The organism is Streptomyces sp. NPDC051219 (genome assembly GCF_040682335.1).
Classification (GTDB): Bacteria; Actinomycetota; Actinomycetes; order Streptomycetales; family Streptomycetaceae; genus Streptomyces.
In genome coordinates, this window is the sequence record NZ_JBFBAS010000034.1 from 22,705 (window position 1) to 43,218 (window position 20,514).

Genomic DNA, 20,514 nt, shown 5'->3' on the forward strand with positions numbered 1-20,514 from the left:
CGTGAAGGCGGGGTGCCACAGGCGCGCACACGATGTGCAGGTTTCCCGGAGCGGCAGGCGGTGACGGACCGGCCACGCCGCGTATCCCCCGCGATGGGCGTCCGCCGCCGACTCCGCCTCGCCCGCGACCGGACACGCCCACCCGATCTCGATCGCACGCACGTTCGAACGAGGCGTATGGTGGAGGTGTGAACTTCCACTTCCAGGCCTCCCTCCTCGACGCGGAGGAGGAGATCGGACTGGCGCCACTGACCTCCGTCCGGCGCCGGGTGCTGGGGCACGGCGCGTGGTTGGACCTGCTGCCCGGGTGGGTGTCAGGGGCGGACGCGCTCTTCGAATGGCTGGTCGCCCACGTGCCCTGGCATGCCGAGCAGCGCACCATGTACGAGCAGGTGGTCGACGTGCCGCGGTTGCTGGCGTACTACGGCGAGCACGATCCGCTCCCCCACCCCGTGCTCGACCAGGCGCGCTCCGCGCTGAGCCGGCACTACGCCGCCGAGCTCGGCGAACCTTTCAGTACCGCCGGGCTGTGCCGCTACCGCGACGGCAGGGACAGCGTCGCCTGGCACGGCGACACTCACGGCCGCGGCAGCAAGGAGGACACCATGGTGGCCATCGTCTCCGTGGGAGAGCCCCGGGCCCTGGCCCTTCGGCCGCGTCAGGGCGGCGGGCGGACCATCCGGCAGCCCGTGGGCCACGGCGACCTGCTCGTGATGGGCGGGTCATGTCAGCGCACCTGGGAGCACGCGATCCTGAAGACGGCCAAGCCCGTCGGACCCCGCATCAGCATCCAGTTCCGTCCCCGTGGAGTCAGCTGACCAGGAGCACCGGCGGGCGCCCCTGGGCCGTTCACGCCACGGATTCGATCCGGCCCACCGGGGCGTCGGGACCGTCGTGGTGGATCGGGGTGTGCGCGCCGGCCAGGGAGACTCCGCTGCCGCCGCGGCGGTCCGCGACGATCTCGGCGGCGATCGACAGGGCGGTCTCCTCGGGCGTACGCGCGCCGAGGTCGAGACCTATCGGCGAGCGCAGACGGGCGAGTTCGAGTTCGGTGACGCCGACGTCGCGAAGCCGCTGGTTGCGGTCCTCGTGAGTGCGGCGGGAGCCCATCGCGCCGACGAAGGCGACGGGAAGCCTGAGGGCCAGTTCGAGGAGCGGCACGTCGAACTTGGCGTCGTGGGTGAGGACGCAGAGCACCGTACGGCCGTCGACTTCCGTCGACTCCAGGTAGCGGTGCGGCCAGTCGACGACGATCTCGTCCGCCTCGGGGAAGCGGGTCCTCGTCGCGAAGACGGGCCGCGCGTCGCACACGGTCACGTGGTAGTTCAGGAACTTGCCGACGCGCACCAGCGCGGAGGCGAAGTCGATGGCCCCGAAAACAATCATGCGCGGGGCGGGCACGCTCGACTCGACCAGCAGCTGCAGCGGCCGGCCGCACAGCCTGCCGTCGGCGCCGATCTCCAGCGTCGCGGTCCGGCCGGCGTCCAGCATCGCGCGGACCTCGTCGGCAACCGCGCGCTCCAGCTCGGGGTGTCCGCCGAGCCCGCCTTCGTACGCGCCGTCGGTACGTACGAGAAGCGCGCGGCCCATCAGTTCCGGCGGTCCGTCGGTCACCCGCGCGACCGCCGCCGCCTCCCCTCCGGCGGCGGCGGCCAGCGCTGCCGCGAACACCTCCCGCGAGGGCGAGTCCGCGCGTACCGGGGTGACGAGGATGTCGATGACTCCGCCGCAGGTGAGCCCGACGGCGAAGGCGTCGTCGTCGCTGTACCCGAAGCGCTCCTGGACGGTTTGGCCGTCCAGGAGCGCCTGCCGGCACAGTTCGTAGACCGCGCCCTCCACGCATCCGCCCGACACCGAGCCGATCGCCGTGCCGTCGCTGTCGACGGCGAGAGCGGCTCCCGGCTGCCGGGGCGCGCTGCCGCCGACCGCCACCACGGTGGCGACGGCGAAGTCACGTCCTTGCCCGACCCACCGGTTCAGCTCCTCGGCGATGTCCAGCATGTCGGCCTCCTCTTGAGAGTCGGTTTCAGTATCGGACGCGTGGAGGGTTACGGCTGTCAGCCGACGCCCAGCCAGTGCTCGATCGGGTTGATCGCGAAGAACACGACGAAGATCACCGTCAGGCCCCACATGAAGCCGCCGACCTCGCGGGCCCGGCCCTGGGCGACTTTGATCGCCACGTACGAGATGACGCCGGCGGCGACACCCGCGGTGATGCTGTACGTGAACGGCATCAGCACCACGGTCAGGAAGGTCGGGATGGCGACGGCGCGGTCGCTCCAGTCCACGTGCCTGGCGTTCTGCATCATCATCGCGCCGATGACGACCAGCGCGGCGGACGCGACCTGCGGCGGCACGATCGCGGTGAGCGGCGTGAAGAACAGGCAGGCGGCGAAGAAGAGGCCGGTGACGACCGACGAGAAGCCGGTACGGGCCCCCTCACCGACGCCGGTGGCGGACTCGACGAACACGGTCTGGCCGGAGCCGCCCGCGACACCGCCGATCGCGCCGCCGGCGCCGTCGACGAACAGCGCCTTGGACAGGCCGGGCATCCGGCCCTTGTCGTCCGCGAGCTTGGCCTCCGTGCCGACACCGATGATGGTCGCCATGGCGTCGAAGAAGCCGGCCAGCACCAGGGTGAAGACGATCATGCCGACGGTGAGCGCGCCGACGTCACCCCAGCCGCCGAATTCGATCTGGCCGAACAGCGAGAAGTCGGGTGTGGAGACGATGCTGCCGTTCAGCTCCGGCGGGGAGTTGTTCCATGCCTTGGCGTCGAGACCGGCGAAATTGTGGATGATCACGGCCACGAGCGTGCCGATGACGATACCGATCAGGATCGCACCGGGGATGTTGCGCGCCTGGAGCATGAAGATCAGCAGCAGGGTGATGCTGAAGACCAGTACGGGCCAGCCCTGAAGTTCGCCGCCCACGCCGAGGGTGACCGGCGGGCCGAACTCGGGGCCGCGGCCGACGATGCCGCCCTTGAAGAGGCCGATGATGGCGACGAAGAGGCCGATACCGATGGTGATGCCGTGCTTCAGCGGGAGCGGGATCGCGTTCATGATCAGCTCACGCAGGCCGGTGACCACCAGGAGGCAGATCACCACGCCGTACATCACGCACATGGCCATGGCCTGGGGCCAGGTCATGACGGGCGCGACCTGAGAGGCGAGCACGCCGGACACGGAGAGGCCGGCCGCCAGGGCGAGCGGGACCTTGCCCACGAAGCCCATGAGCAGGGTGGTGGCGGCGGCCGCGAGGGCAGTCGCAGTGATGAGTCCCGGCTGGCTGAGGACCGTCTTGTCGACGTCCGGTCCACCGAGGATCAGCGGGTTGAGCAGGAGGATGTACGCCATCGCCATGAAGGTGGTGATGCCGCCGCGCACTTCGCGCGAGACGGTGGATCCTCTTTCGGATATGTGAAAGTACCGGTCGAGCCAAGACCTGCCGGCGGGGGGACGAGAGCCGGAGCCCGCGTCCTCGGCGGTGGTCTTCGGCTCCACTGACGACTGGGTCATGGTGCCTACTCCCAAGGTTCAAAGGGGCACCCGCATAAAGATTGGAAGCTGCGGGATTTGGGATGGTGCGTTGGCTGCACGACCCGGGGGACGGCCCGAGACGAACGGGGCATTGAACTGGTTGAGCCTGGTGGTGCTTGCTGAGGACCGCGAGCGGAGCGGTGCTTCAGGCTCCGGGCGGGGTGCCGTGGAAGTGTGACGTTCCCTGGGCACCCCGCCCGGAGAGCTTGGGTCAGGTGCCGGTGAGGTGCTCGGGGCGCACCGGCGTCCTGTTCAGCTCCAGCCCGGTCGCGTTCCGGATCGCCGCGAGGACGGCCGGAGTGGACGACAGGGTCGGGGCCTCGCCGATGCCGCGCAGGCCGTACGGCGCGTGGTCGTCGGCCAGCTCGAGCACGTCGACGGGGATGGTCGGCGTGTCGAGGATGGTGGGGATGAGGTAGTCCGTGAAGGAGGGGTTGCGCACCTTCGCGGTCTTCGGGTCGACGATGATCTCCTCCATGACCGCGACGCCCAGGCCCTGGGTGGTCCCACCCTGGATCTGGCCGACCACGGACAGCGGGTTGAGCGCCTTGCCGACGTCCTGCGCACAGGACAGCTCGATGACCTTGACCAGACCGAGCTCGGTGTCCACCTCGACCACCGCGCGGTGCGCGGCGAAGGAGTACTGGACGTGGCCGTTGCCCTGGCCGGTGTGCAGGTCGAACGCCTCGGTCGGACGGTGACGCCACTCCAGCTCGAGGTCCACCGCCTCGCCCTCCAGGACGTCGACCAGGTCGGCGAGGACTTCGCCGCCGTCGGTGACGACCTTGCCGCCTTCGAGCAGCAGCTCTGCGGTGGCCCAGGCGGGGTGGTACGAGCCGAACTTCGCCCGGCCGATCTCCAGAACCCTCTCGCGGACGTTCTCGCAGGTGTGCTTCACCGCGCCGCCCGTGACGTACGTCTGGCGGGAGGCCGAGGTGGATCCGGCCGAGCCGACCTGAGTGTCGGCCGGCTGGATGGTCACCTGATGGACGCCCAGTTCCGTGCGGGCGATCTGGGCGTGCACGGTGACTCCGCCCTGGCCGACCTCCGCCATCGCGGTGTGCACGGTCACGACCGGCTCGCCGCCGACGACCTCCATCCGCACCCGGGCGGTGGAGTAGTCGTCGAAGCCCTCGGAGAAGCCGACGTTCTTGATGCCGACCGCGTAGCCGACGCCTCGTACGACGCCCTCGCCGTGCGTGGTGTTGGAGAGGCCTCCGGGCAGGGCACGTACGTCGACCGAGGAGCCGGAGGCGTCGCCGGACAGCCACTGCTGCTCGGGCGGCAGGGGCCTGGCCTTGATACGGCGCAGCAGCTCGGCGACCGGGGCCGGAGAGTCGACCGGCTGGCCGGTCGGCATGATCGTGCCCTGCTCCATGGCGTTCAGCCGGCGGAACTCGACCGGGTCGATGCCCAGCTTTGCCGCGAGCTTGTCCATCTGCGCCTCGTACGCGAAGCACGCCTGGACCGCGCCGAAGCCGCGCATGGCGCCGCAGGGCGGGTTGTTCGTGTAGAGCGCGATCGCCTCGATGTCGACGTCGTCGACGACGTACGGTCCGACGGAGAGGGAGGAGGCGTTGCCGACGACGGCCGGGGAGGCCGAGGCGTAGGCGCCGCCATCCAGGACGATCCTGCACTTCATGTGCGTGAGCTTGCCGTCCTTGGTGGCGCCGTGCTCGTAGTAGAGCTTCGCCGGGTGACGGTGAACATGGCCGAAGAAGGACTCGAACCGGTTGTAGACGATCTTGACCGGCTTGCCGGTGCGCAGCGCCAGGAGGCAGGCGTGGATCTGCATCGACAGGTCCTCGCGGCCGCCGAAGGCACCGCCGACGCCGGAGAGCGTCATCCGGACCTTCTCCTCGGGCAGGCCGAGGACCGGGGCGATCTGGCGGAGGTCCGAGTGCAGCCACTGGGTGGCGACGTACAGCTCGACGCCGCCGTCCTCGGAGGGCACTGCGAGGCCGGACTCGGGGCCGAGGAAGGCCTGGTCCTGCATTCCGAACGTGTACTCGCCCTTGACGATCACGTCGGCGCGCTTGGCGGCCTCGTCGGCGTTGCCGCGGATGATCGGCTGGCGGTGCACGATGTTCGGGTGCGGGACGTGACCGATGTGGTGGTCGTCGCGGCCCTCGTGGATCAGCAGCGCGTCCGGGGCGGTCGCTGAGGCCTCGTCGGTGATGACGGGGAGCTCGGCGTAGTCGATCTTGATCTTCGCTGCCGCGCGGCGCGCGGTCTCCGGGTGGTCGGCGGCGACGAGAGCCACCGGCTCACCGTGGTGCCGGACCTTTCCGTGGGCGAGAACCGGAGTGTCCTGGATCTCCAGGCCGTAGTTCTTCACCTCGGTGGGAAGGTCGTCGTAGGTCAGTACGGCGTAGACCCCGGACATCGCGAGGGCTTCCGAGACGTCGATCGATCTGATCTCGGCATGCGCGACGGTGCTGCGGAGAGTGTGGCCCCACAACATGTCCTCGTGCCACATGTCCGAGGAGTACGCGAACTCGCCCGTCACCTTGAGGGTGCCGTCGGGGCGGAGCGTCGACTCTCCGATGCCGCCCTTGGTCTTCGAACCCTGGGTGATGTTGGCGGGAGTGCCGGCCGGAGCGGTGGCGACTCGGGTGTTCCGTGGCATCGTCAGACCGCCTCTTCCTGGCGGCCGGCCGCGAGGCGGACCGCGTCGAGGATCTTCTCGTAACCGGTGCAGCGGCACAGGTTGCCGGAGAGCGCCTCACGGATGTCCTGGTCGGACGGGGAGGGGTTGCGCTCCAGCATCTCGTCGGCGGCAACCAGCAGGCCGGGGGTGCAGAAACCGCACTGCACGGCGCCGGCGTCGATGAACGCCTGCTGGATCGCGGAGAGTTCGCCGCCCTCACCGGTCTGGCTGTCCGTGTCCTTGTGGGGATTGGCCTCCCACCGCTTGGCCTGGTCCAGGCTGGTGCCGCAGGCGCCGGTGCCGCAGCCGCCGTGCTCGGCACGCTGCTGCGCGTAGTCCGCCAGGCCCTCGACGGTGATGACCTCGCGGCCCTCCACCTGGCCGGCGGCCACGAGGCAGGAGCAGACCGGCACGCCGTCGAGGCGGACCGTACAAGACCCGCACTCGCCCTGCTCACAGGCGTTCTTCGAGCCGGGCAGACCCATGCGCTCACGCAGCACGTAGAGAAGGGACTCGCCCTCCCAGACGTCGTCGGCCTCCTGCTGCCGGCCGTTGACCGTGAAATTCACACGCATTTTTATGCAGCTCCTTCAAGCGTGTTGCCGGTGCCGCGGTACTGCTCCCAGGTCCAGCCGAGTGTGCGGCGAGCCATGATGCCGACGGCGTGCCGGCGGTACTTCGCGGTGCCACGGACGTCGTCGATCGGGTTGCAGGCGCCGGAGGCGAGCTCCGCGAACTGCTTGGCGACCGAAGGGGCGATGATCTTGCCGCTCTCCCAGAAGCCGCCCTCTTCGAGCGCGGCGTTCAGGAAGTCCTCGGCGGCGCGGGCCCGCACGGGGGTGGGGGCCGCGGAACCGATGCCGGTCTTCACCGTGCGGGTCTCCGGGTGCAGGGCCAGGCCGAAGGCGCACACCGCGATGACCATCGCGTTGCGGGTGCCGACCTTGGAGTACTGCTGCGGGCCGTCAGCCTTCTTGATGTGCACGGTCTTGATGAGTTCGTCGGGCTCCAGCGCATTGCGCTTGACGCCGGTGTAGAACTCGTCGATCGGAATGAAGCGGGTGCCGCGCACCGACTCCACCTCGACCTCGGCGCCCGCCGCGAGCAGCGCGGGGTGAGCGTCGCCGGCCGGGGACGCGGTTCCGAGGTTGCCTCCGACGCCGCCGCGGTTACGGATCTGGGGCGAGGCCACCGTGTGCGAGGCGAGCGCCAGGCCGGGAAGCTCGGCCCGCAGGTGTTCCATGATCTGGGTGTACGGGACGGAGGCGCCGAGCCGTACGTTCTCCTCGCCGACCTCCCACTCCCGCAGCAAACCGATGCGGTTCAGGTCCAGAAGGTACTCCGGACGGCGGTGGTCGAAGTTGATCTCGACCATCACATCGGTGCCACCCGCGATCGGCACAGCTGTGGGGTGCTCGGCCTTAGCGGCGAGCGCCTCCTCCCAGCTGGCGGGGCGAAGGAAGTCCATGTGCGGCTCTCTTCATTCGTAAAGTCGGGTCGTTCACTTCAAGCCAGGAGGGCCCACGGGCTCTCGACTGGTCGTTCACGTGCTGTTAACGCGGTTGGCCCAAGTACACAAGCCACGGCCCCACCGGTGCAGTCACCGAAACCATGAAGGAGTTGGCTGGTCGCCTCCTTCGTCTTGTAGATTCGTATGAAAGGCGAGGCTCAGTAACCTCACCGATTTTCAACGGCAACATCGAGACAGATCGGCGGCGAGACCATGCGGCTGCGCGCACTGCTGGAAACCAATGCGCTGGGCCTGCGGCTGCTGGGCGGCGAGGACGAACTCGACCGCACGGTGCGTGGGGTGATGACCACCGACCTGCGGGATCCCAGCCGGTATCTGTCGGGGGGCGAGCTCGTCCTGACCGGACTTGCCTGGCGGCGTGATGCCGCCGATTCCGAGCCATTCGTACGAATCCTCGCCGGCGCCGGCGTCGCGGGACTCGCGGCCGGTGAGGCCGAACTCGGAGCCATTCCGGACGACCTCGTAGCTGCCTGCGTCCGAAACCGGCTGCCGCTTTTCGCCGTCAACGAGGACGTCGCTTTCGCGACAATTACCGAGCACGTGGTGCGCCAGGTGTCCGGGGAGCGGGCAGGGGACCTCGCGGCCGTCGTGGACCGGCACCGGAGGCTGATGACCTCCGGTCCCGCGGGCGGCGGTCCGGACGTGGTGCTCGATCTGCTCACCACCGACCTGGATCTGCGCGCCTGGGTACTCTCCCCCACCGGCCGGCAGATCGCGGGCGCCGGCGAGCCGCTCCCCACCGGCGTGTGCGCGTCCCTCGCCGGGGAACACCTCGCCGCGGTCCGCACCGGCCGCCGGGGCCCGCACCGGTTCTCCCTCCTCGGCAGCACGTACTCGCTGTTCCCGATCCGGGGCAACGGCCGCGGCGCGAGCCCCGCCTCCCGTGACGTGCGCGAGAGCGTGCTCTCCGACTGGCTGCTGGCCGTCGAGGCGGACGCGGGCGACTGGCCCGCCGAGCGCCTCGATCTGCTGCAGGGCGTCACGCAGCTGATCGCAGTCGAGCGGGACCGCCGCGACGCGGCCCGTACGGTACGGCGCCGGCTTGCCCAGGAGGTCCTGGAGCTGGTCCAGACGGGCGCCGCGCCCGCCGAGATCGCCGCCCGCCTGCGGGTCGCGGCGCCGGTGCTGCTTCCCGGCCTGGGCGCGGCACCGCACTGGCAGGTCGTCGTGGCCCGCGTCGACTGGGAAGGCGCCGACATCGCCGGCGGTCCCGTCGCCCAGTCGCTGCTGGAGGAGATCCTGGTCGACCCGGCGGTCTCGGGACCCGAGCCGTCCGACCGGATCGCGGTAGCCCACGCTGGTGACGAGGCCATCGCGCTCGTACCCCTGCCCGCCCTCTCCACCGACGAAGTCGGCCCCGCCCCCGCCCTGCATGCCGACGCCCTGCTGGAGGCGGTGCGCGCGCCGCTCTCGGGCGGGCTCGGTGACGACGGCCGGCTGACGCTGGGCGTCAGCGCCGCCGTGCACTCGGCCGAGGGCCTGCGCGGCGCCCTGGAGGAGGCCAGGCACGCCCGCCGGGTCGCGGCGGCACGCCCCGGCCGGGTGTGCGCGGCCGGGCACCACGAGCTGGCCTCGCACGTCCTGCTGCTGCCGTTCGTGCCCGACGACGTGCGACGGGCGTTCACGGCCCGGCTGCTCGACCCCCTGCGCGACTACGACCGCCGGCACCGCGCGGAACTCATCCCGACGCTCGAAGCGTTCCTGGACTGCGACGGTTCGTGGACGCGCTGCGCGACCCGGCTGCATCTGCACGTCAACACCCTGCGGTACCGGGTGGGCAGAATCGAGCAGCTGACGGCGCGTGATCTTTCGCGCCTGGAGGACAAGCTGGACTTCTTCCTCGCCCTGCGCATGAGCTGAATCGGAGCCCGCCCGCGGGAGCTGATGGATTGTGAATTCGTTCACCCACCCCCTTGGCTGATCACCGCAATCCGTGCTGAGATTCGGGCCACAGCTCAATGGCGCGCTCAGGGGAGGGCAATGTGGCGGACACCGCCATGTCCGGGTCAGGAACTGTCTGGGGGGACGATCCAGTCCAGATCGCGGTATGGCGGCTGCGCTCGCGCGGCTGTTGGACCGATGCGGCGGCCCTGCTCGAGCCGGACGCGGGGCGTGCGGCGCCCGCCCTCCAGCGTGCCTCGCTCCTGGTCGAGCGCTGTCTGTTCACCGAACAGGGGTGGCCGGAGGCGGAGGACGCCCTGCGTACCGCCGAGGCGGTGGCGCGGGACGACGACGAGCGGGGCGCGGCGGCGTGCGAACGCGGGCAGCTCGCGTACGCGTCCACCGTGCTGGGCATCCGTGACCGCGCCGACGAGGCGCGGGCAGCGCTCGGCCGCGCCGCGGCGCTGCTGGCCCCCGGTGCCCGTGCCCGGCCGCTGCTGGACTTCCGCCGCGGACTCGTCGCGGAACACCTCGCCGAATCCCCGCAGTCGGCCCGCGCGGCCTACCGGCGCGCCCACGCGGGCGCCACGGCGCACGGCGACGTGCTGCTGCTCTCCCACACGTGGCGACACCTGGCGGGGCTCGCGCTGCGCGACGGCGAACTGGCGGAGGCCCGCCACGGCTTCGCCGAATCGCTGCGCATTCGCGAGGAGCTGGGCTTCCTGATCGGCACGGCCCCTGCGCTGGCGGCCCTGGCGGAGGCCGAACCGGAACCGGAGGCGGCCCGCCTGCGGGCCGAGGCCGCCCGGCTTTTCCGCCTGCTGGGAGGCGTCCCCACCTGGCTGGCGGGCCAGCTGGCGGGCCACACGACGCCCCCGACGGACCGGATGGCTCCACCGGCGGCGGTCTGACCACCTGACGCTCATCCCTGGGCAAGGTCGATCTCGGCCCGTACGGTCTTCCCGACCGGCGTGCGGTCGTGGAAACTCCAGCGTGTGGCGAGGGCCTCGACCAGGCCCAGGCCTCGCCCGGCTTCGGCGTCGGGCGCGCGGTCCATGGCCATCGGACGCCGCTCCCTCCGGGCGTCGGAGACCTCGATGCGCAGGACGTCCGGCCGGAGGGTGAGCCGCACCTCGAAGTCCCGCCCCGGAACCCGGCCGTGGGTCACGGCGTTCGCGGCGAGCTCGGCGACGATCGAGGCGGCGGAGTCCGAGATCCCGGTGCCGTACGGAATGCCCCATACGTCGAGCCGGTGGACGGCAAGGTGCCGTGCCAGGCGCGCACCGAGGCGCGTCGCGCTGAACCGCTGGCTGAACATACGTACGGTGACGGGGTGTGGGACTGCACAGGCGCTTGGCATACGCCCAGGCTGACGGCTCGACATCCGCGTTCACCAGCGCGGCAGCCCGTACGCTGAGGCAGCGTACGGGCACTCGGGGTGGACAGTACGTGTAACCGAGCGTGACCATGGGCGAGTTGGCTCCATGGAGGGGGACGGACATGTCGGTCGGCAACGAGCCGGAGGCGTCGGACAGCCTCAAGTCGTACGGGGCGATGCTGAAGGCGTTCCGCGAACGGGCCGGCCTGACCCAGGAGGACATGGCCCCACTGGTGCGGTACTCACCCCAGACGGTCGCCTCGATCGAACAAGGCCGTCGGCTGCCCCCGCAGGACTTCGTCGACCGGGCGGAGGACTGCTTGGACGGCTTTGGAGCGTTGAAGGCGGGGGCGCGGCATCTGACGCGGCGACCGGGCCTCGCCGCATGGTTCCGCCAGTGGGCGGGCCTGGAGGAACAGGCGTTGAGCTTGTGCACATACGAATGCCGCGTCGTGCCGGGCTTGTTGCAGACGGAGGCGTACGCCCGTGCCGTGAGGGAGGCGACGGCGAACGCCGTAGGGGCGGCCCTTACGGCGTTCACGCGGCACGGTCCCTACCTGAGATACACGAACCTCGCCGTGCTGGGGACGCCGTCCTCGTCGAGCAGGAACAGCATGTAGTGGCCGGGAGGGGCGTCCTTGGCGGAGGGCGGAGCCTGCAGTCTGAGGGTGTTGCCCTTGCGGTGGCCCAAGGTGCGCTGGGTAGCTGACCTGCACTGTCCGAACCGACGCCGAACTCAAGCGGCATGGCGAACGGGCGCGCCACCCGGCCGACCAGACCCACCCGCGCCTTGGGCACCAGAACATGTCGCCCCGGCTCGGGCGACGGCCCCGTTCAGCCCTCCGCCCCCGTGAAGTGTTCCCGTACCAGCGACTGCACCACCGTGAGGTTCTGGGCGATCAGGGCCTCCAGCAGCGCCGAGTGTTCCGCAGCGTCCGCCACCAGGTCCGCGTGGCGGGCCACCGGGGCGTTCGACAGGGGCCACTGCGCGCGGCGGTGCAAGTCGGCGGCCACCAGCAGGAGTTGCTGGTTGCCGGCGAGGGCCAGGACCGCGCGGTGGAACGCGCGGTCCGACTCCGCGTACGCCGCGCGGTCGCCGCGGGCCGCCGCCAGCCCCGTGGCATCGGCCAGTGGGCGCAGTTCCGCCCAGCGCTCGGCCGGGACCGTACGGGCCAGGCCGAGCATCACCGGCACCTCGATCAGGGCGCGGATCTCCGCCAGCTCGGCGAGTTCCCGGGCACTGCGACGGACGACCCGGAAGCCGCGGTTCGGGACGACCTCCACGGCCCCTTCCAGAGCCAGTTGTTGCATCGCCTCGCGGACCGGCGTGGCGGATACGCCGAAGCGCTCACCGAGAGCGGGGGCGGAGTAGAGCTCGCCCGGCACGAGTTCGCCGTCGACCAGAGCGGTCCGCAGCGCGTCGAGGATCTGGCCGCGCACCGAGTGGCGGAACACCCGTGGCACGGGCGGCTCGCTGTGGGTGTGCTCCCCGCGGGCCACACGGGCCTGTTCCGGCACCCGGTACACGGGCGCCGACGACGACGCGACGTCACGCGCTCGGGCCTGCTCCACTCGGGTCCTCCTACGACGTCCGGTCAGGCCGCCCGGATCGCATGGGGCGGGGCCTGAGTGCACGATAGGCGGACAGGGTCACAGTTCAAACATCGAAGGCGTCGGGTAAGGTAAGGCTAACCTGCCAACGATCGCGATTCGGTGGTCCCGCATGACCGTTCCGGCTTTGCTCCCCAGCGCCGCGCGCGCCGCTGTTCCGACCGGGGTGTCCCCGGTCGGAGACTCGTACGCGCGCCTTGCCGAGGTGTTCCCCGGCCTGCAGATAAGGGAACCGGCCGAGGGCGCGGCGGCACCCCGCGGAGCGGGCTGGGTCGGTGCGGACGAGCTCGCGGCCGGCGGCCCCGCGCTCGACGCCTTCCTCGCCTGGGACAACGCGCAGGTCCTGAAGGACTACGGGCAGCAGGCCCGCCCCGACGTGATCGCCAGTTTCGGCTTCCACCGGTACGCCTGGCCCGCCTGCCTGCTCATCACCGTGCCGTGGTTCCTGCACCGGCGGGTCCCCCGCGTCCCCGTCGGGAACGTGAGCTTCCACCGCACGCTGGGCCGCATGTCCGCCAAGGTGGAGGGCTTCGCCTGCCTGCCCGGAGACCCGGCCGCCCTGCTTCCGGGTGCCAGGATCGTCCCGGACGAGGAGGCCCTGCGCGCGGCGGTGCGGAAGGCCGTCGCCGAGCACCTCGGACCGGTCCTCGAGGGCTTCGGTCCGCGGATGCGGCGGGGCAGGCGGGCGCTGTGGGGCATGGCGACGGACGAGATCGTCGAAGGCCTCTGGTACATCGCCCACCTGCTCGGCGAGGAGCAGCGCGCGATGGCCGAGCTGGAGCTGCTGCTGCCCGGCACCACGGCGCCGTACGTCGGCTCCACCGGCTTCCGTACGCTTACCGGCCCCAACGGCGAGGTGCTGCCCACCCGCGACCGGGCCAGTTGCTGCCTCTTCTACACGCTGCGGCCCGAGGACACCTGCGTCACCTGTCCGCGTACCTGCGACGCCGACCGCATCGCCCGGCTGTCCGCCTCCGCCTAGCGTCACGCCACTCGATGCAGTGACGTAAATCGAACTCAGCTACCCGACATAGAGCGGGAGTTCGACTGAGATCGCCCTATCCGGAGGTGTTGGCACTCCGTTGGCGTCCTCTTGCCCCGAAACCCTCATCAGGGCCATCCGGAATCCGCAACTATGGCGGCCCAAACAGCCTGACGCGATGGACGCGACGCAAGGGACACCGGATGAGACTGACCGACATATCGCTGGACTGGCTGCTTCCGGGCGCCCTTCTGCTCCTGGGCGTCATGGCGGCGGTGGCGGTGCTCGCGCGCGGGAAGCGCGCCGGAGAAAAGGCCGCGGCCGACGACACCTGGGAACGCAGCGAGGAACGCCGCAGGCGTAAGGAAGCGGTCTACGGAACCGCCTCGTACCTCCTGCTCTTCTGCTGTGCCGCCGTCGCCGCCGCACTCTCCTTCCACGGTCTGGTCGGCTTCGGCCGGCAGAACCTCAACCTCACCGGCGGCTGGGAGTATCTGGTCCCCTTCGGACTCGACGGCGCGGCGATGTTCTGTTCGGTCCTCGCCGTGCGCGAGGCGAGCCACGGCGACGCGGCGCTCGGCTCCCGCCTGCTGGTCTGGACGTTCGCGGGTGCGGCGGCCTGGTTCAACTGGGTGCACGCACCCAGGGGTCTGGAGCACGCGGGCGCCCCGCAGTTCTTCGCCGGCATGTCGCTCTCGGCCGCGGTGCTCTTCGACCGCGCGCTCAAGCAGACTCGCCGGGCGGCGCTGCGCGAGCAGGGGCTGGTGCCTCGTCCGCTGCCGCAGATCCGGATCGTACGGTGGCTGCGGGCGCCCCGCGAGACGTTCGGGGCGTGGTCCCTGATGCTGCTGGAGGGCGTACGCACGCTGGACGAGGCGGTCGACGAGGTCCGCGAGGACCGGCGGGAGAAGGAGCGGAACCGGCTCCGCCGCAGAGACCAGGAAAAGCGGGAGCGGGCGCACATCAGGGCGCTCAACCGCCAGCACCGGGCGTTCGGACGCAGCCGCGGGGGCCGTCAGGTGGAGGTCCCGGGCATCGCCGCCGGCACGAGTTCCGCGCCGGTCGGCGCGGAACCTGCCATAGCAGAGCCAGGACAACTGCCGCTACGCCCCAGGCCCTCCCTCCAGGCCGTGACCGGACCGACTTCCCCTCACGGTTCTGATGCCAGGACCGTCGACCTCACCGCCGAGGACGACACGCAGACCCTCCCGCGGCTCGACTCCCTGGAGCGGAAACTCAAGGACCTCGAGCAGCAGTTCGGCTGAGCCGGTCGGGGGGTCTCCTCACACGGGCCCCCCGTCCAGTTCGAACCACACCACTTAGCCGATCCCGTGCGTCCGCACTCCCCATGCGTCCGCCAGCGCCTGCTGGCACGCATATCGATTCATCGACAAGTCAGCGAGAGTCAGGACGGGGGCACAACAGGCGGGGGCACACCCGAGGCGGAGCGCATCAGGGACGTGGCACATTCCGCAGGTTGGAGCGGGCCATCTGCACCATCTTCCCCACTCCGCCGTCCAGCACGATCTTGCTGGCGGAGAGCGCGAAGCCGGTCACCATGTCCGCGCGGATCTTCGGGGGGATGGACAGCGCGTTCGGGTCGGTGACCACGTCCACCAGGGCCGGCCCCTTGTGCGCGAACGCGTCCTTCAGCGCGCTCGCGAGCTGCTTCGGCTTCTCCACCCGGACGCCGAACGCGCCGGCCGCGCCGGCGATCGCCGCGAAGTCCGGGTTGCGGTTCGCCGTTCCGTACGAGGGGAGCCCGGCGACCAGCATCTCCAGCTCGACCATGCTCAGCGAGGAGTTGTTGAACAGGACGATCTTCACCGGCAGGTCGTACTGCAGCAGGGTGAGGAAGTCACCCATCAGCATGGTGAATCCGCCGTCACCCGACATCGAGATCACCTGACGGCCGCGGTCGATGAACTGAGCACCGATGGCCTGCGGCAGGGCGTTCGCCATCGAGCCGTGACTGAACGAGCCGATGATGCGCCGTTTGCCGTTCGGGGAGAGGTAGCGAGCCGCCCAGACGTTGCACATCCCGGTGTCCACGGTGAACACCGCGTCATCGTCAGCGAGTTCGTCCAGTACGGAGGCAACGTACTCCGGATGGATGGGGATGTGCTTGTCCACCTTGCGGGTGTACGCCTTGATCACGCCCTCCAGGGCGTCGGCATGCTTCTTGAGCATCCGGTCCAGGAACCGGCGGTCGGTCTTGGCCTTCACCCTCGGGGTCAGACAGCGCAGCGTCTCACGCGCGTCGCCCCAGATCGCGAGGTCGAGCTTGGAGCGGCGGCCGAGGTGCTCCGGGCGTACGTCCACCTGGGCGATCTTGACGTCGTCGGGAAGGAAGGCGTTGTACGGGAAGTCGGTGCCCAGCAGGATCAGCAGATCGCACTCGTGGGTGGCCTCGTAGGCGGCTCCGTAGCCCAGCAGTCCGCTCATGCCGACGTCGAACGGGTTGTCGTACTGGATCCACTCCTTGCCGCGCAGCGCATGCCCCACCGGTGACTTGATCCGCTCCGCGAACTCCATGACCTCGGCGTGGGCGCCGGCCGTGCCGCTGCCGCAGAAGAGGGTCACCCGCTCGGCCTCGTCGATCATGCGCGCCAGCTTGTCGATCTCCGCGTCCCCCGGGCGTACGGAGGGGCGGCTGGTGACCAGGGCGTGCTCGATCGACTTGTCGGGGGCGGCGTGGGAGGCGATGTCACCCGGGAGCGCGACGACGCTGACGCCGCTTCGGCCGATCGCGTGCTGGATCGCCGTCTGGAGGAGGCGCGGCATCTGCTGCGGGTTGGAGAGCATCTCGCTGTAGTGGCTGCACTCGCCGAACAGCTGGTCGGGGTGGGTCTCCTGGAAGTAGCCGAGGCCGATCTCGCTCGACGGGATGTGCGAGGCGAGGGCGAGGACCGGGGCCATCGAGCGGTGCGCGTCGTAGAGACCGTTGATGAGGTGCAGGTTGCCGGGGCCGCTGGAGCCCGCGCACGCGGCGAGCTTGCCGGTGATCTGGGCCTCGGCGCCGGCCGCGAAGGCGGCCGTCTCCTCATGCCTGACATGGACCCAGTCGATGGCGGCGTTGCGGCGGACTGCGTCGACGACGGGGTTCAGGCTGTCGCCGACGACTCCGTACAGACGCCGCACGCCCGCGCGCGCGAGGATGTCGACGAACTGCTCCGCCACGTTCTGTTTGGCCATGGGGCGCGCACCTTTTCCGGTCTGGTCCGGCTCGCTCTTGTGGCTCCGGGATTCCATCAACCCATGCCGGGCCCGGTTACGCCTCCCAGACTGCGGCAGCCGTACGGTCGTCCGCGTACCCCTTCACCCGGACCTGGGTGTCCGCGAGGAACGCGGCGAGACCGGGCGCGTCGTGCGGCGCCCAGCGTTCGGCGAGCAGCTTCGCCAGCTCGGGCTCGCCGCGCAGCGGCTCGGCGAGGCCGTTGGTGCAGAGCAGGAGCGTGTCACCCGGGCGGGCTACGGAAGCCCGGAAGCGGAACGGTTCCGTCCTGGGCGGCTGGCTCTCGACGTACGGCGAGGGGGCAGTCGTGATGCCGAGGTCCATGGTGAGCCGGTCCCCCTCGGCACTCTCGCTCGGAACCGACCCGTAGCCGACGACGGGCTCGCCCGCGGCCTCCGCGACCTTTGGCTCGATGTCCTGCCAGGCCCCGTCTCTGAGGCGGAACAGACCTCCCGCGCCGATCCCGAAGAAGACCCTCGTCCGGCACTCAGGATCGGCGGGCAGCAGCAGGCAGCGCAGGGTCGCCGTGTACTCGTCGGGCTCCGTGCCCAGTTCGGCCGCGCGGGCTCGCAGCTTGCCGTACGTCCGGTCGGTGAGCCGGTGGAGGCCCGACTTCAGGTCGCCGCGCCGGCCTGCCCGTATGTCCTCGGACAACCGGGCGTGGCTGCGGCCGACCGACCCGCCGATCCAGCGGCAGACGTCGGCGGCGGCCCGGTGCGCGCCTTCGGTGGCTCGCGCGCCGCCGGCCAGAGCGACAAGCACGAGGGCGGCTTCACCACTGCCGAAGCGAGCGGTGAGCAGTGAGTCGCGGCGCGGCTCGCCGCGGTAGCGGGCGGAGTCCCCGCGCACAGAGACGGCACGCAGGGTGTACGTGCCGTACCGGGCGCCGTCGAGGACGGTGTCGGCGACGAGGTCGTCCAGCAGGGCGGGGTCGGCGGCGGGCAGTGCGGTGGGCTCGGCGTCATAGGTCGGGGGCCGGCTCCCCACGTGTGCGACGACGGGCCGCGGGGCCGCTTCGGGCCCGGTGCCCGGGATGTCGGGCGCGGGTGGCGGGGTGGGCGCGGGTGCGGCATGCCGGGGGCCACCGGCGGGCCGCGGAGGCTGAGCGGCGGGTCGCGGAGGCTGACCGGCGGGCGGTGCGGGCGGTGCGGGCGGCGAGGCGGGATACTCTGATGCGGCGGCGGGGGCCGGAGGTACGGGCGGGGCCGGTGGTTTGGGCGGAACCGTCCGGTCGGCCGCAAGCGGTGGAACCGGGCGGTCCACAGGCCTTGGCACCGGCGGCACCGGGGCCACCGCGTCGTCGCGGTGTGCCGATTCCTCCGACGGCGCCAACCGCGGTTCAGGTACGCGCCGTTGAGGACCGGGCCGGTCCCACACGGCCTCCTCCGGAGCCGGGAGAGCGTCGCCCGTTGTGCGGTCCCGTGGTGCGGACACGGCGCCCGGCCCGGGTGGTTCGGGCGGCTCCCACGGGGCGCGCGGCCGGGGCGGGCGGGCCGGAACCGGTGCCGACGCCGGGGCCGGTGAAGTCACCGTCCCCGCGGCGGAGTTGAAGCGGTCTTCCAGTGTGTCGGTGTCGCCGTCGCCCGTCACGGCCGGGGCCGTGTCCGGGGCGGATTCGTCGTACAGCCGGTTCCACCAGTCGTCCTCGCCGGTGGTGGGCCTCTCCCCCTGCTGGCTCATGCCCCTATTGTCCACCGTGCGGGCCATACGAAAACGGGGCAACACGAAAAAGAAGTCCGCCGGGCGACCCCACCCCCCACGGGAAGGACGCCCGGCGGACCTTTCGTGGCCGCCGCGCACGTCGTATGCGCGAACCACGGTCTGGGGGGCCGGAGTTACGGTTGCATCCGCCTGTTCCGACTTCAGCGTGACCTGCTGCCGCCCTGAAGCTGCGGTGGCGACACATTGGCAGAAAGACGGGGAGTGCGGGGATGATGTGCGGCGGCGGGTTTGTGCCGTGGCCAATTTCCGCCACGGCCGGAAGGGAAGTGTCCGGTGAGGGGTGGATTCGGGTGCTGGGTGCCATAGGTCTGGATGAGGCGCAGGAGTCCGCGTATCGCGCGCTCGTCGCGCTCGGAGCCGCGGACGTGCCCGATCTCGCGCACCGGCTGACCCTGCCGGAGGCGGACACGGAGCGGGCGTTGCGCCGTCTTGAGCGCCAGGGGCTGGCCGCCCAGTCGTCCGCCCGTCCCGGCCGGTGGGTGGCCGCCCCGCCGGGGGTCGCGCTCAGTGCGCTGCTCACTCAGCAGCGCCACGAGCTGGAACAGGCGGAGTTGGCGGCCGCGCTGCTGGCCGAGGAGTACCGGGCCGAGGCCGCCGAGCCGGCCGTGCACGACCTGGTGGAGGTGGTGACGGGCGCGAGCGCGGTGGCCCACCGGTTCGTGCAGTTGCAGCTCGGGGCGACGGAGGAGGTCTGCGCCCTGGTGACGGGAAAGCCCGTCGCGGTCAGCGGCATGGACAACGAGGCGGAGGAGCTGGCCGCGACGCGCGGGGTGGCGTACCGGGTGGTGGTCGAGCGGGAGGTGCTGGGGCTGCCGACCGGGATCGTCGAGCTTGCGGCCGCCCTGAGCCGTGACGAGCAGGTTCGGACGATCGAGCGGGTACCGACGAAGCTGATGATCGCGGACCGGACCATGGCGATGGTGCCGCTCACCACGCGCACCGCCGAGCCCGCGGCACTGGTGGTCCATGCCAGCGGTCTGCTCGAGTCGTTGGTGGGCCTCTTCGAGGCGGTGTGGCGGCAGGCGCTGCCCCTGCGGCTCGGGGCCGGCGGCCAGGTCAGGGAAGAGGACACGGGTCCGGACGGCACGGATCTGGAGATCCTCTCGCTGCTGCTGGCCGGGATGACCGACGCGAGTGTCGCCAAGCAGCTGGAGCTCGGGCTGCGGACCGTACAGCGGCGGGTGAAGGGCCTGATGGAGCTGACCGGGGTGACGACGCGGCTGCAGCTGGGCTGGCACGCGTACGAGAGGGGCTGGGTGGCCCGCGACCTGCGGTTCTGAGTCCAGTCCTGCACGCTGGGCAGATGGGCGTGTCACAGCTCCTACTGGTCGGGCTGGTGATGCTGCTCGGCCTTCTCGGGGTGCTGGTTCCGGGAGTACCCGGCACGTGGCTGGTGTGGGCCGCCCTCCTGTGGTGGTCGCTGCATGTGAAGACCGGCACGGCCTGGTGGCTGCTGGTGGGCGCCAGCGCGCTGCTGCTGGTCACGCAGGCGGTGAAGTGGCTCTTGCCGCCGCGCCGGCTGCGCGGGGCGGGCGTCAGCCGTCGGATGGCGGTGTTCGCGGGGGTGGGGGCCGTGGTCGGCTTCGTGCTGCTTCCGGTGATCGGCGCGGTACCGGGGTTCATCGGCGGGATCTACACCTCCGAGCGGCTGCGGCTGGGCGGGCACGGTGAGGCGGTGGCGTCCACCCGGACGGCGATGCGGGCGATCGGGACGAGTGTCCTGGTGGAGCTCTTCGCCTGCATGATGATTTTCGGCGCCTGGATCGGCGCCGTGGCCACGGGCTGACCGGCCCGCGAGGACACAGGTAGGAGTCGCGGAGGACACGTACGAGCCGCGGCAGCTTCCGCACGGACCACCCGTCCCCGGAGCGGACCGTCCCCTGCGCGGGGGACGACAGCCGGGCACCGTTCTCGTCGACGCCTGCCGCCCTGGGGTCTGCCGGTCTGCCGGTCTGCCGGTCTGCCGGTCTGCCGGTCTGCCG

The 20,514-nt window shown here is 71.1% G+C and carries 17 protein-coding genes and 1 pseudogene; 8 read left to right on the plus strand and 10 right to left on the minus strand.

Going from position 1 to position 20,514, the window contains the following annotated elements:
• Window positions 1-188: 188 nt before the first annotated feature.
• Entirely contained in the window at window positions 189-818 is a 630-nt protein-coding gene (locus tag AB0M62_RS28345; protein ID WP_366077135.1) for an alpha-ketoglutarate-dependent dioxygenase AlkB, read from the plus strand.
• Between the two features lie 31 nt (window positions 819-849).
• Here AB0M62_RS28345 and AB0M62_RS28350 read toward each other — a convergent pair whose 3' ends face one another.
• The 5 genes from AB0M62_RS28350 to AB0M62_RS28370 all read right to left on the minus strand — a co-directional run bounded on the left by AB0M62_RS28350 (window position 850) and on the right by AB0M62_RS28370 (window position 7,660).
• Window positions 850-2,001, minus strand: coding sequence for an XdhC/CoxI family protein (locus AB0M62_RS28350; protein ID WP_366077136.1), 1,152 nt, complete (start codon window positions 1,999-2,001; stop codon window positions 850-852).
• Between the two features lie 56 nt (window positions 2,002-2,057).
• Window positions 2,058-3,521, minus strand: a complete 1,464-nt coding sequence (locus AB0M62_RS28355) for an NCS2 family permease (RefSeq protein ID WP_366077137.1) — start codon at window positions 3,519-3,521, stop codon at window positions 2,058-2,060.
• A 232-nt stretch (window positions 3,522-3,753) separates the two neighbouring features.
• On the minus strand, window positions 3,754-6,171 hold the full coding sequence (locus AB0M62_RS28360) for a molybdopterin cofactor-binding domain-containing protein (protein ID WP_366077138.1): 2,418 nt from the start codon (window positions 6,169-6,171) through the stop codon (window positions 3,754-3,756).
• Between the two features lie 2 nt (window positions 6,172-6,173).
• The gene (locus AB0M62_RS28365) at window positions 6,174-6,767 is read right to left on the minus strand and encodes a (2Fe-2S)-binding protein (protein WP_366077139.1); all 594 of its coding nucleotides are present in this window, start codon (window positions 6,765-6,767) and stop codon (window positions 6,174-6,176) included.
• 2 nt (window positions 6,768-6,769) lie between these two features.
• Window positions 6,770-7,660 carry a xanthine dehydrogenase family protein subunit M gene (locus tag AB0M62_RS28370; protein ID WP_366077140.1) on the minus strand — a complete coding sequence of 297 codons (891 nt, stop codon included), beginning with the start codon at window positions 7,658-7,660 and terminating at the stop codon, window positions 6,770-6,772.
• A 255-nt stretch (window positions 7,661-7,915) separates the two neighbouring features.
• Here AB0M62_RS28370 and AB0M62_RS28375 point away from each other — a divergent pair, with 255 nt between their 5' ends.
• Together AB0M62_RS28375 and AB0M62_RS28380 are read left to right on the plus strand one after the other, a co-directional pair.
• On the plus strand, window positions 7,916-9,583 hold the full coding sequence (locus AB0M62_RS28375; protein ID WP_366077141.1) for a PucR family transcriptional regulator ligand-binding domain-containing protein: 1,668 nt from the start codon (window positions 7,916-7,918) through the stop codon (window positions 9,581-9,583).
• A 122-nt stretch (window positions 9,584-9,705) separates the two neighbouring features.
• Complete coding sequence (locus AB0M62_RS28380) at window positions 9,706-10,515, plus strand: hypothetical protein (RefSeq protein ID WP_366077142.1); 810 nt, start codon at window positions 9,706-9,708, stop codon at window positions 10,513-10,515.
• Window positions 10,516-10,526: 11 nt separating this feature from the next.
• On the opposite strand, the gene AB0M62_RS28385 is transcribed toward AB0M62_RS28380, so the two are convergent.
• Complete coding sequence (locus AB0M62_RS28385) at window positions 10,527-10,922, minus strand: ATP-binding protein (RefSeq protein ID WP_366077143.1); 396 nt, start codon at window positions 10,920-10,922, stop codon at window positions 10,527-10,529.
• 149 nt (window positions 10,923-11,071) lie between these two features.
• Here AB0M62_RS28385 and AB0M62_RS28390 point away from each other — a divergent pair.
• Window positions 11,072-11,488, plus strand: a pseudogene (locus AB0M62_RS28390) (Scr1 family TA system antitoxin-like transcriptional regulator); the annotation flags it as partial.
• 47 nt (window positions 11,489-11,535) lie between these two features.
• Here the strand turns inward: AB0M62_RS28390 and AB0M62_RS28395 are convergent.
• Both AB0M62_RS28395 and AB0M62_RS28400 read right to left on the minus strand, forming a co-directional pair.
• Window positions 11,536-11,673: a galactose oxidase-like domain-containing protein gene (locus AB0M62_RS28395; protein WP_366077144.1), complete on the minus strand. Its 138-nt coding sequence runs from the start codon at window positions 11,671-11,673 to the stop codon at window positions 11,536-11,538.
• A gap of 143 nt (window positions 11,674-11,816) precedes the next feature.
• Complete coding sequence (locus AB0M62_RS28400) at window positions 11,817-12,509, minus strand: GntR family transcriptional regulator (protein WP_366077172.1); 693 nt, start codon at window positions 12,507-12,509, stop codon at window positions 11,817-11,819.
• Window positions 12,510-12,705: 196 nt separating this feature from the next.
• Between AB0M62_RS28400 and AB0M62_RS28405 the strand changes: the two genes are divergently transcribed.
• Both AB0M62_RS28405 and AB0M62_RS28410 read left to right on the plus strand, forming a co-directional pair.
• A complete protein-coding gene (locus tag AB0M62_RS28405; RefSeq protein ID WP_366077145.1) occupies window positions 12,706-13,575 on the plus strand; it encodes a (2Fe-2S)-binding protein in 870 nt (289 codons plus the stop codon).
• A gap of 203 nt (window positions 13,576-13,778) precedes the next feature.
• Window positions 13,779-14,840 carry a DUF2637 domain-containing protein gene (locus tag AB0M62_RS28410; RefSeq protein WP_366077146.1) on the plus strand — a complete coding sequence of 354 codons (1,062 nt, stop codon included), beginning with the start codon at window positions 13,779-13,781 and terminating at the stop codon, window positions 14,838-14,840.
• 187 nt (window positions 14,841-15,027) lie between these two features.
• Here the strand turns inward: AB0M62_RS28410 and AB0M62_RS28415 are convergent, their stop codons facing one another.
• Both AB0M62_RS28415 and AB0M62_RS28420 read right to left on the minus strand, forming a co-directional pair.
• The gene (locus tag AB0M62_RS28415; protein WP_366077147.1) at window positions 15,028-16,770 is read right to left on the minus strand and encodes a pyruvate dehydrogenase; all 1,743 of its coding nucleotides are present in this window, start codon (window positions 16,768-16,770) and stop codon (window positions 15,028-15,030) included.
• A 76-nt stretch (window positions 16,771-16,846) separates the two neighbouring features.
• Entirely contained in the window at window positions 16,847-18,490 is a 1,644-nt protein-coding gene (locus tag AB0M62_RS28420; RefSeq protein WP_366077148.1) for a protein phosphatase 2C domain-containing protein, read from the minus strand.
• Window positions 18,491-18,822: 332 nt separating this feature from the next.
• Here AB0M62_RS28420 and AB0M62_RS28425 point away from each other — a divergent pair, with 332 nt between their 5' ends.
• Both AB0M62_RS28425 and AB0M62_RS28430 read left to right on the plus strand, forming a co-directional pair.
• A complete protein-coding gene (locus tag AB0M62_RS28425) occupies window positions 18,823-19,812 on the plus strand; it encodes a helix-turn-helix domain-containing protein (protein ID WP_366077149.1) in 990 nt (329 codons plus the stop codon).
• A 23-nt stretch (window positions 19,813-19,835) separates the two neighbouring features.
• Window positions 19,836-20,318 carry a DUF456 domain-containing protein gene (locus AB0M62_RS28430; protein ID WP_366077150.1) on the plus strand — a complete coding sequence of 161 codons (483 nt, stop codon included), beginning with the start codon at window positions 19,836-19,838 and terminating at the stop codon, window positions 20,316-20,318.
• The last annotated feature ends 196 nt before the right edge of the window (window positions 20,319-20,514 follow it).

Excerpts from the sequence above, each read along its gene's own strand:
- AB0M62_RS28420 (WP_366077148.1), bottom strand. The coding sequence starts at position 18,490 with ATGAGCCAGCAGGGGGAGAGGCCCACCACCGGCGAGGACGACTGGTGG.
- AB0M62_RS28355 (WP_366077137.1), bottom strand. The coding sequence starts at position 3,521 with ATGACCCAGTCGTCAGTGGAGCCGAAGACCACCGCCGAGGACGCGGGC.
- AB0M62_RS28385 (WP_366077143.1), bottom strand. The coding sequence starts at position 10,922 with ATGTTCAGCCAGCGGTTCAGCGCGACGCGCCTCGGTGCGCGCCTGGCA.
- AB0M62_RS28375 (WP_366077141.1), top strand. The coding sequence starts at position 7,916 with ATGCGGCTGCGCGCACTGCTGGAAACCAATGCGCTGGGCCTGCGGCTG.
- AB0M62_RS28430 (WP_366077150.1), top strand. The coding sequence starts at position 19,836 with ATGGGCGTGTCACAGCTCCTACTGGTCGGGCTGGTGATGCTGCTCGGC.
- AB0M62_RS28365 (WP_366077139.1), bottom strand. The coding sequence starts at position 6,767 with ATGCGTGTGAATTTCACGGTCAACGGCCGGCAGCAGGAGGCCGACGAC.
- AB0M62_RS28405 (WP_366077145.1), top strand. The coding sequence starts at position 12,706 with ATGACCGTTCCGGCTTTGCTCCCCAGCGCCGCGCGCGCCGCTGTTCCG.
- AB0M62_RS28360 (WP_366077138.1), bottom strand. The coding sequence starts at position 6,171 with ATGCCACGGAACACCCGAGTCGCCACCGCTCCGGCCGGCACTCCCGCC.
- AB0M62_RS28350 (WP_366077136.1), bottom strand. The coding sequence starts at position 2,001 with ATGCTGGACATCGCCGAGGAGCTGAACCGGTGGGTCGGGCAAGGACGT.
- AB0M62_RS28410 (WP_366077146.1), top strand. The coding sequence starts at position 13,779 with ATGAGACTGACCGACATATCGCTGGACTGGCTGCTTCCGGGCGCCCTT.
- AB0M62_RS28370 (WP_366077140.1), bottom strand. The coding sequence starts at position 7,660 with ATGGACTTCCTTCGCCCCGCCAGCTGGGAGGAGGCGCTCGCCGCTAAG.
- AB0M62_RS28415 (WP_366077147.1), bottom strand. The coding sequence starts at position 16,770 with ATGGCCAAACAGAACGTGGCGGAGCAGTTCGTCGACATCCTCGCGCGC.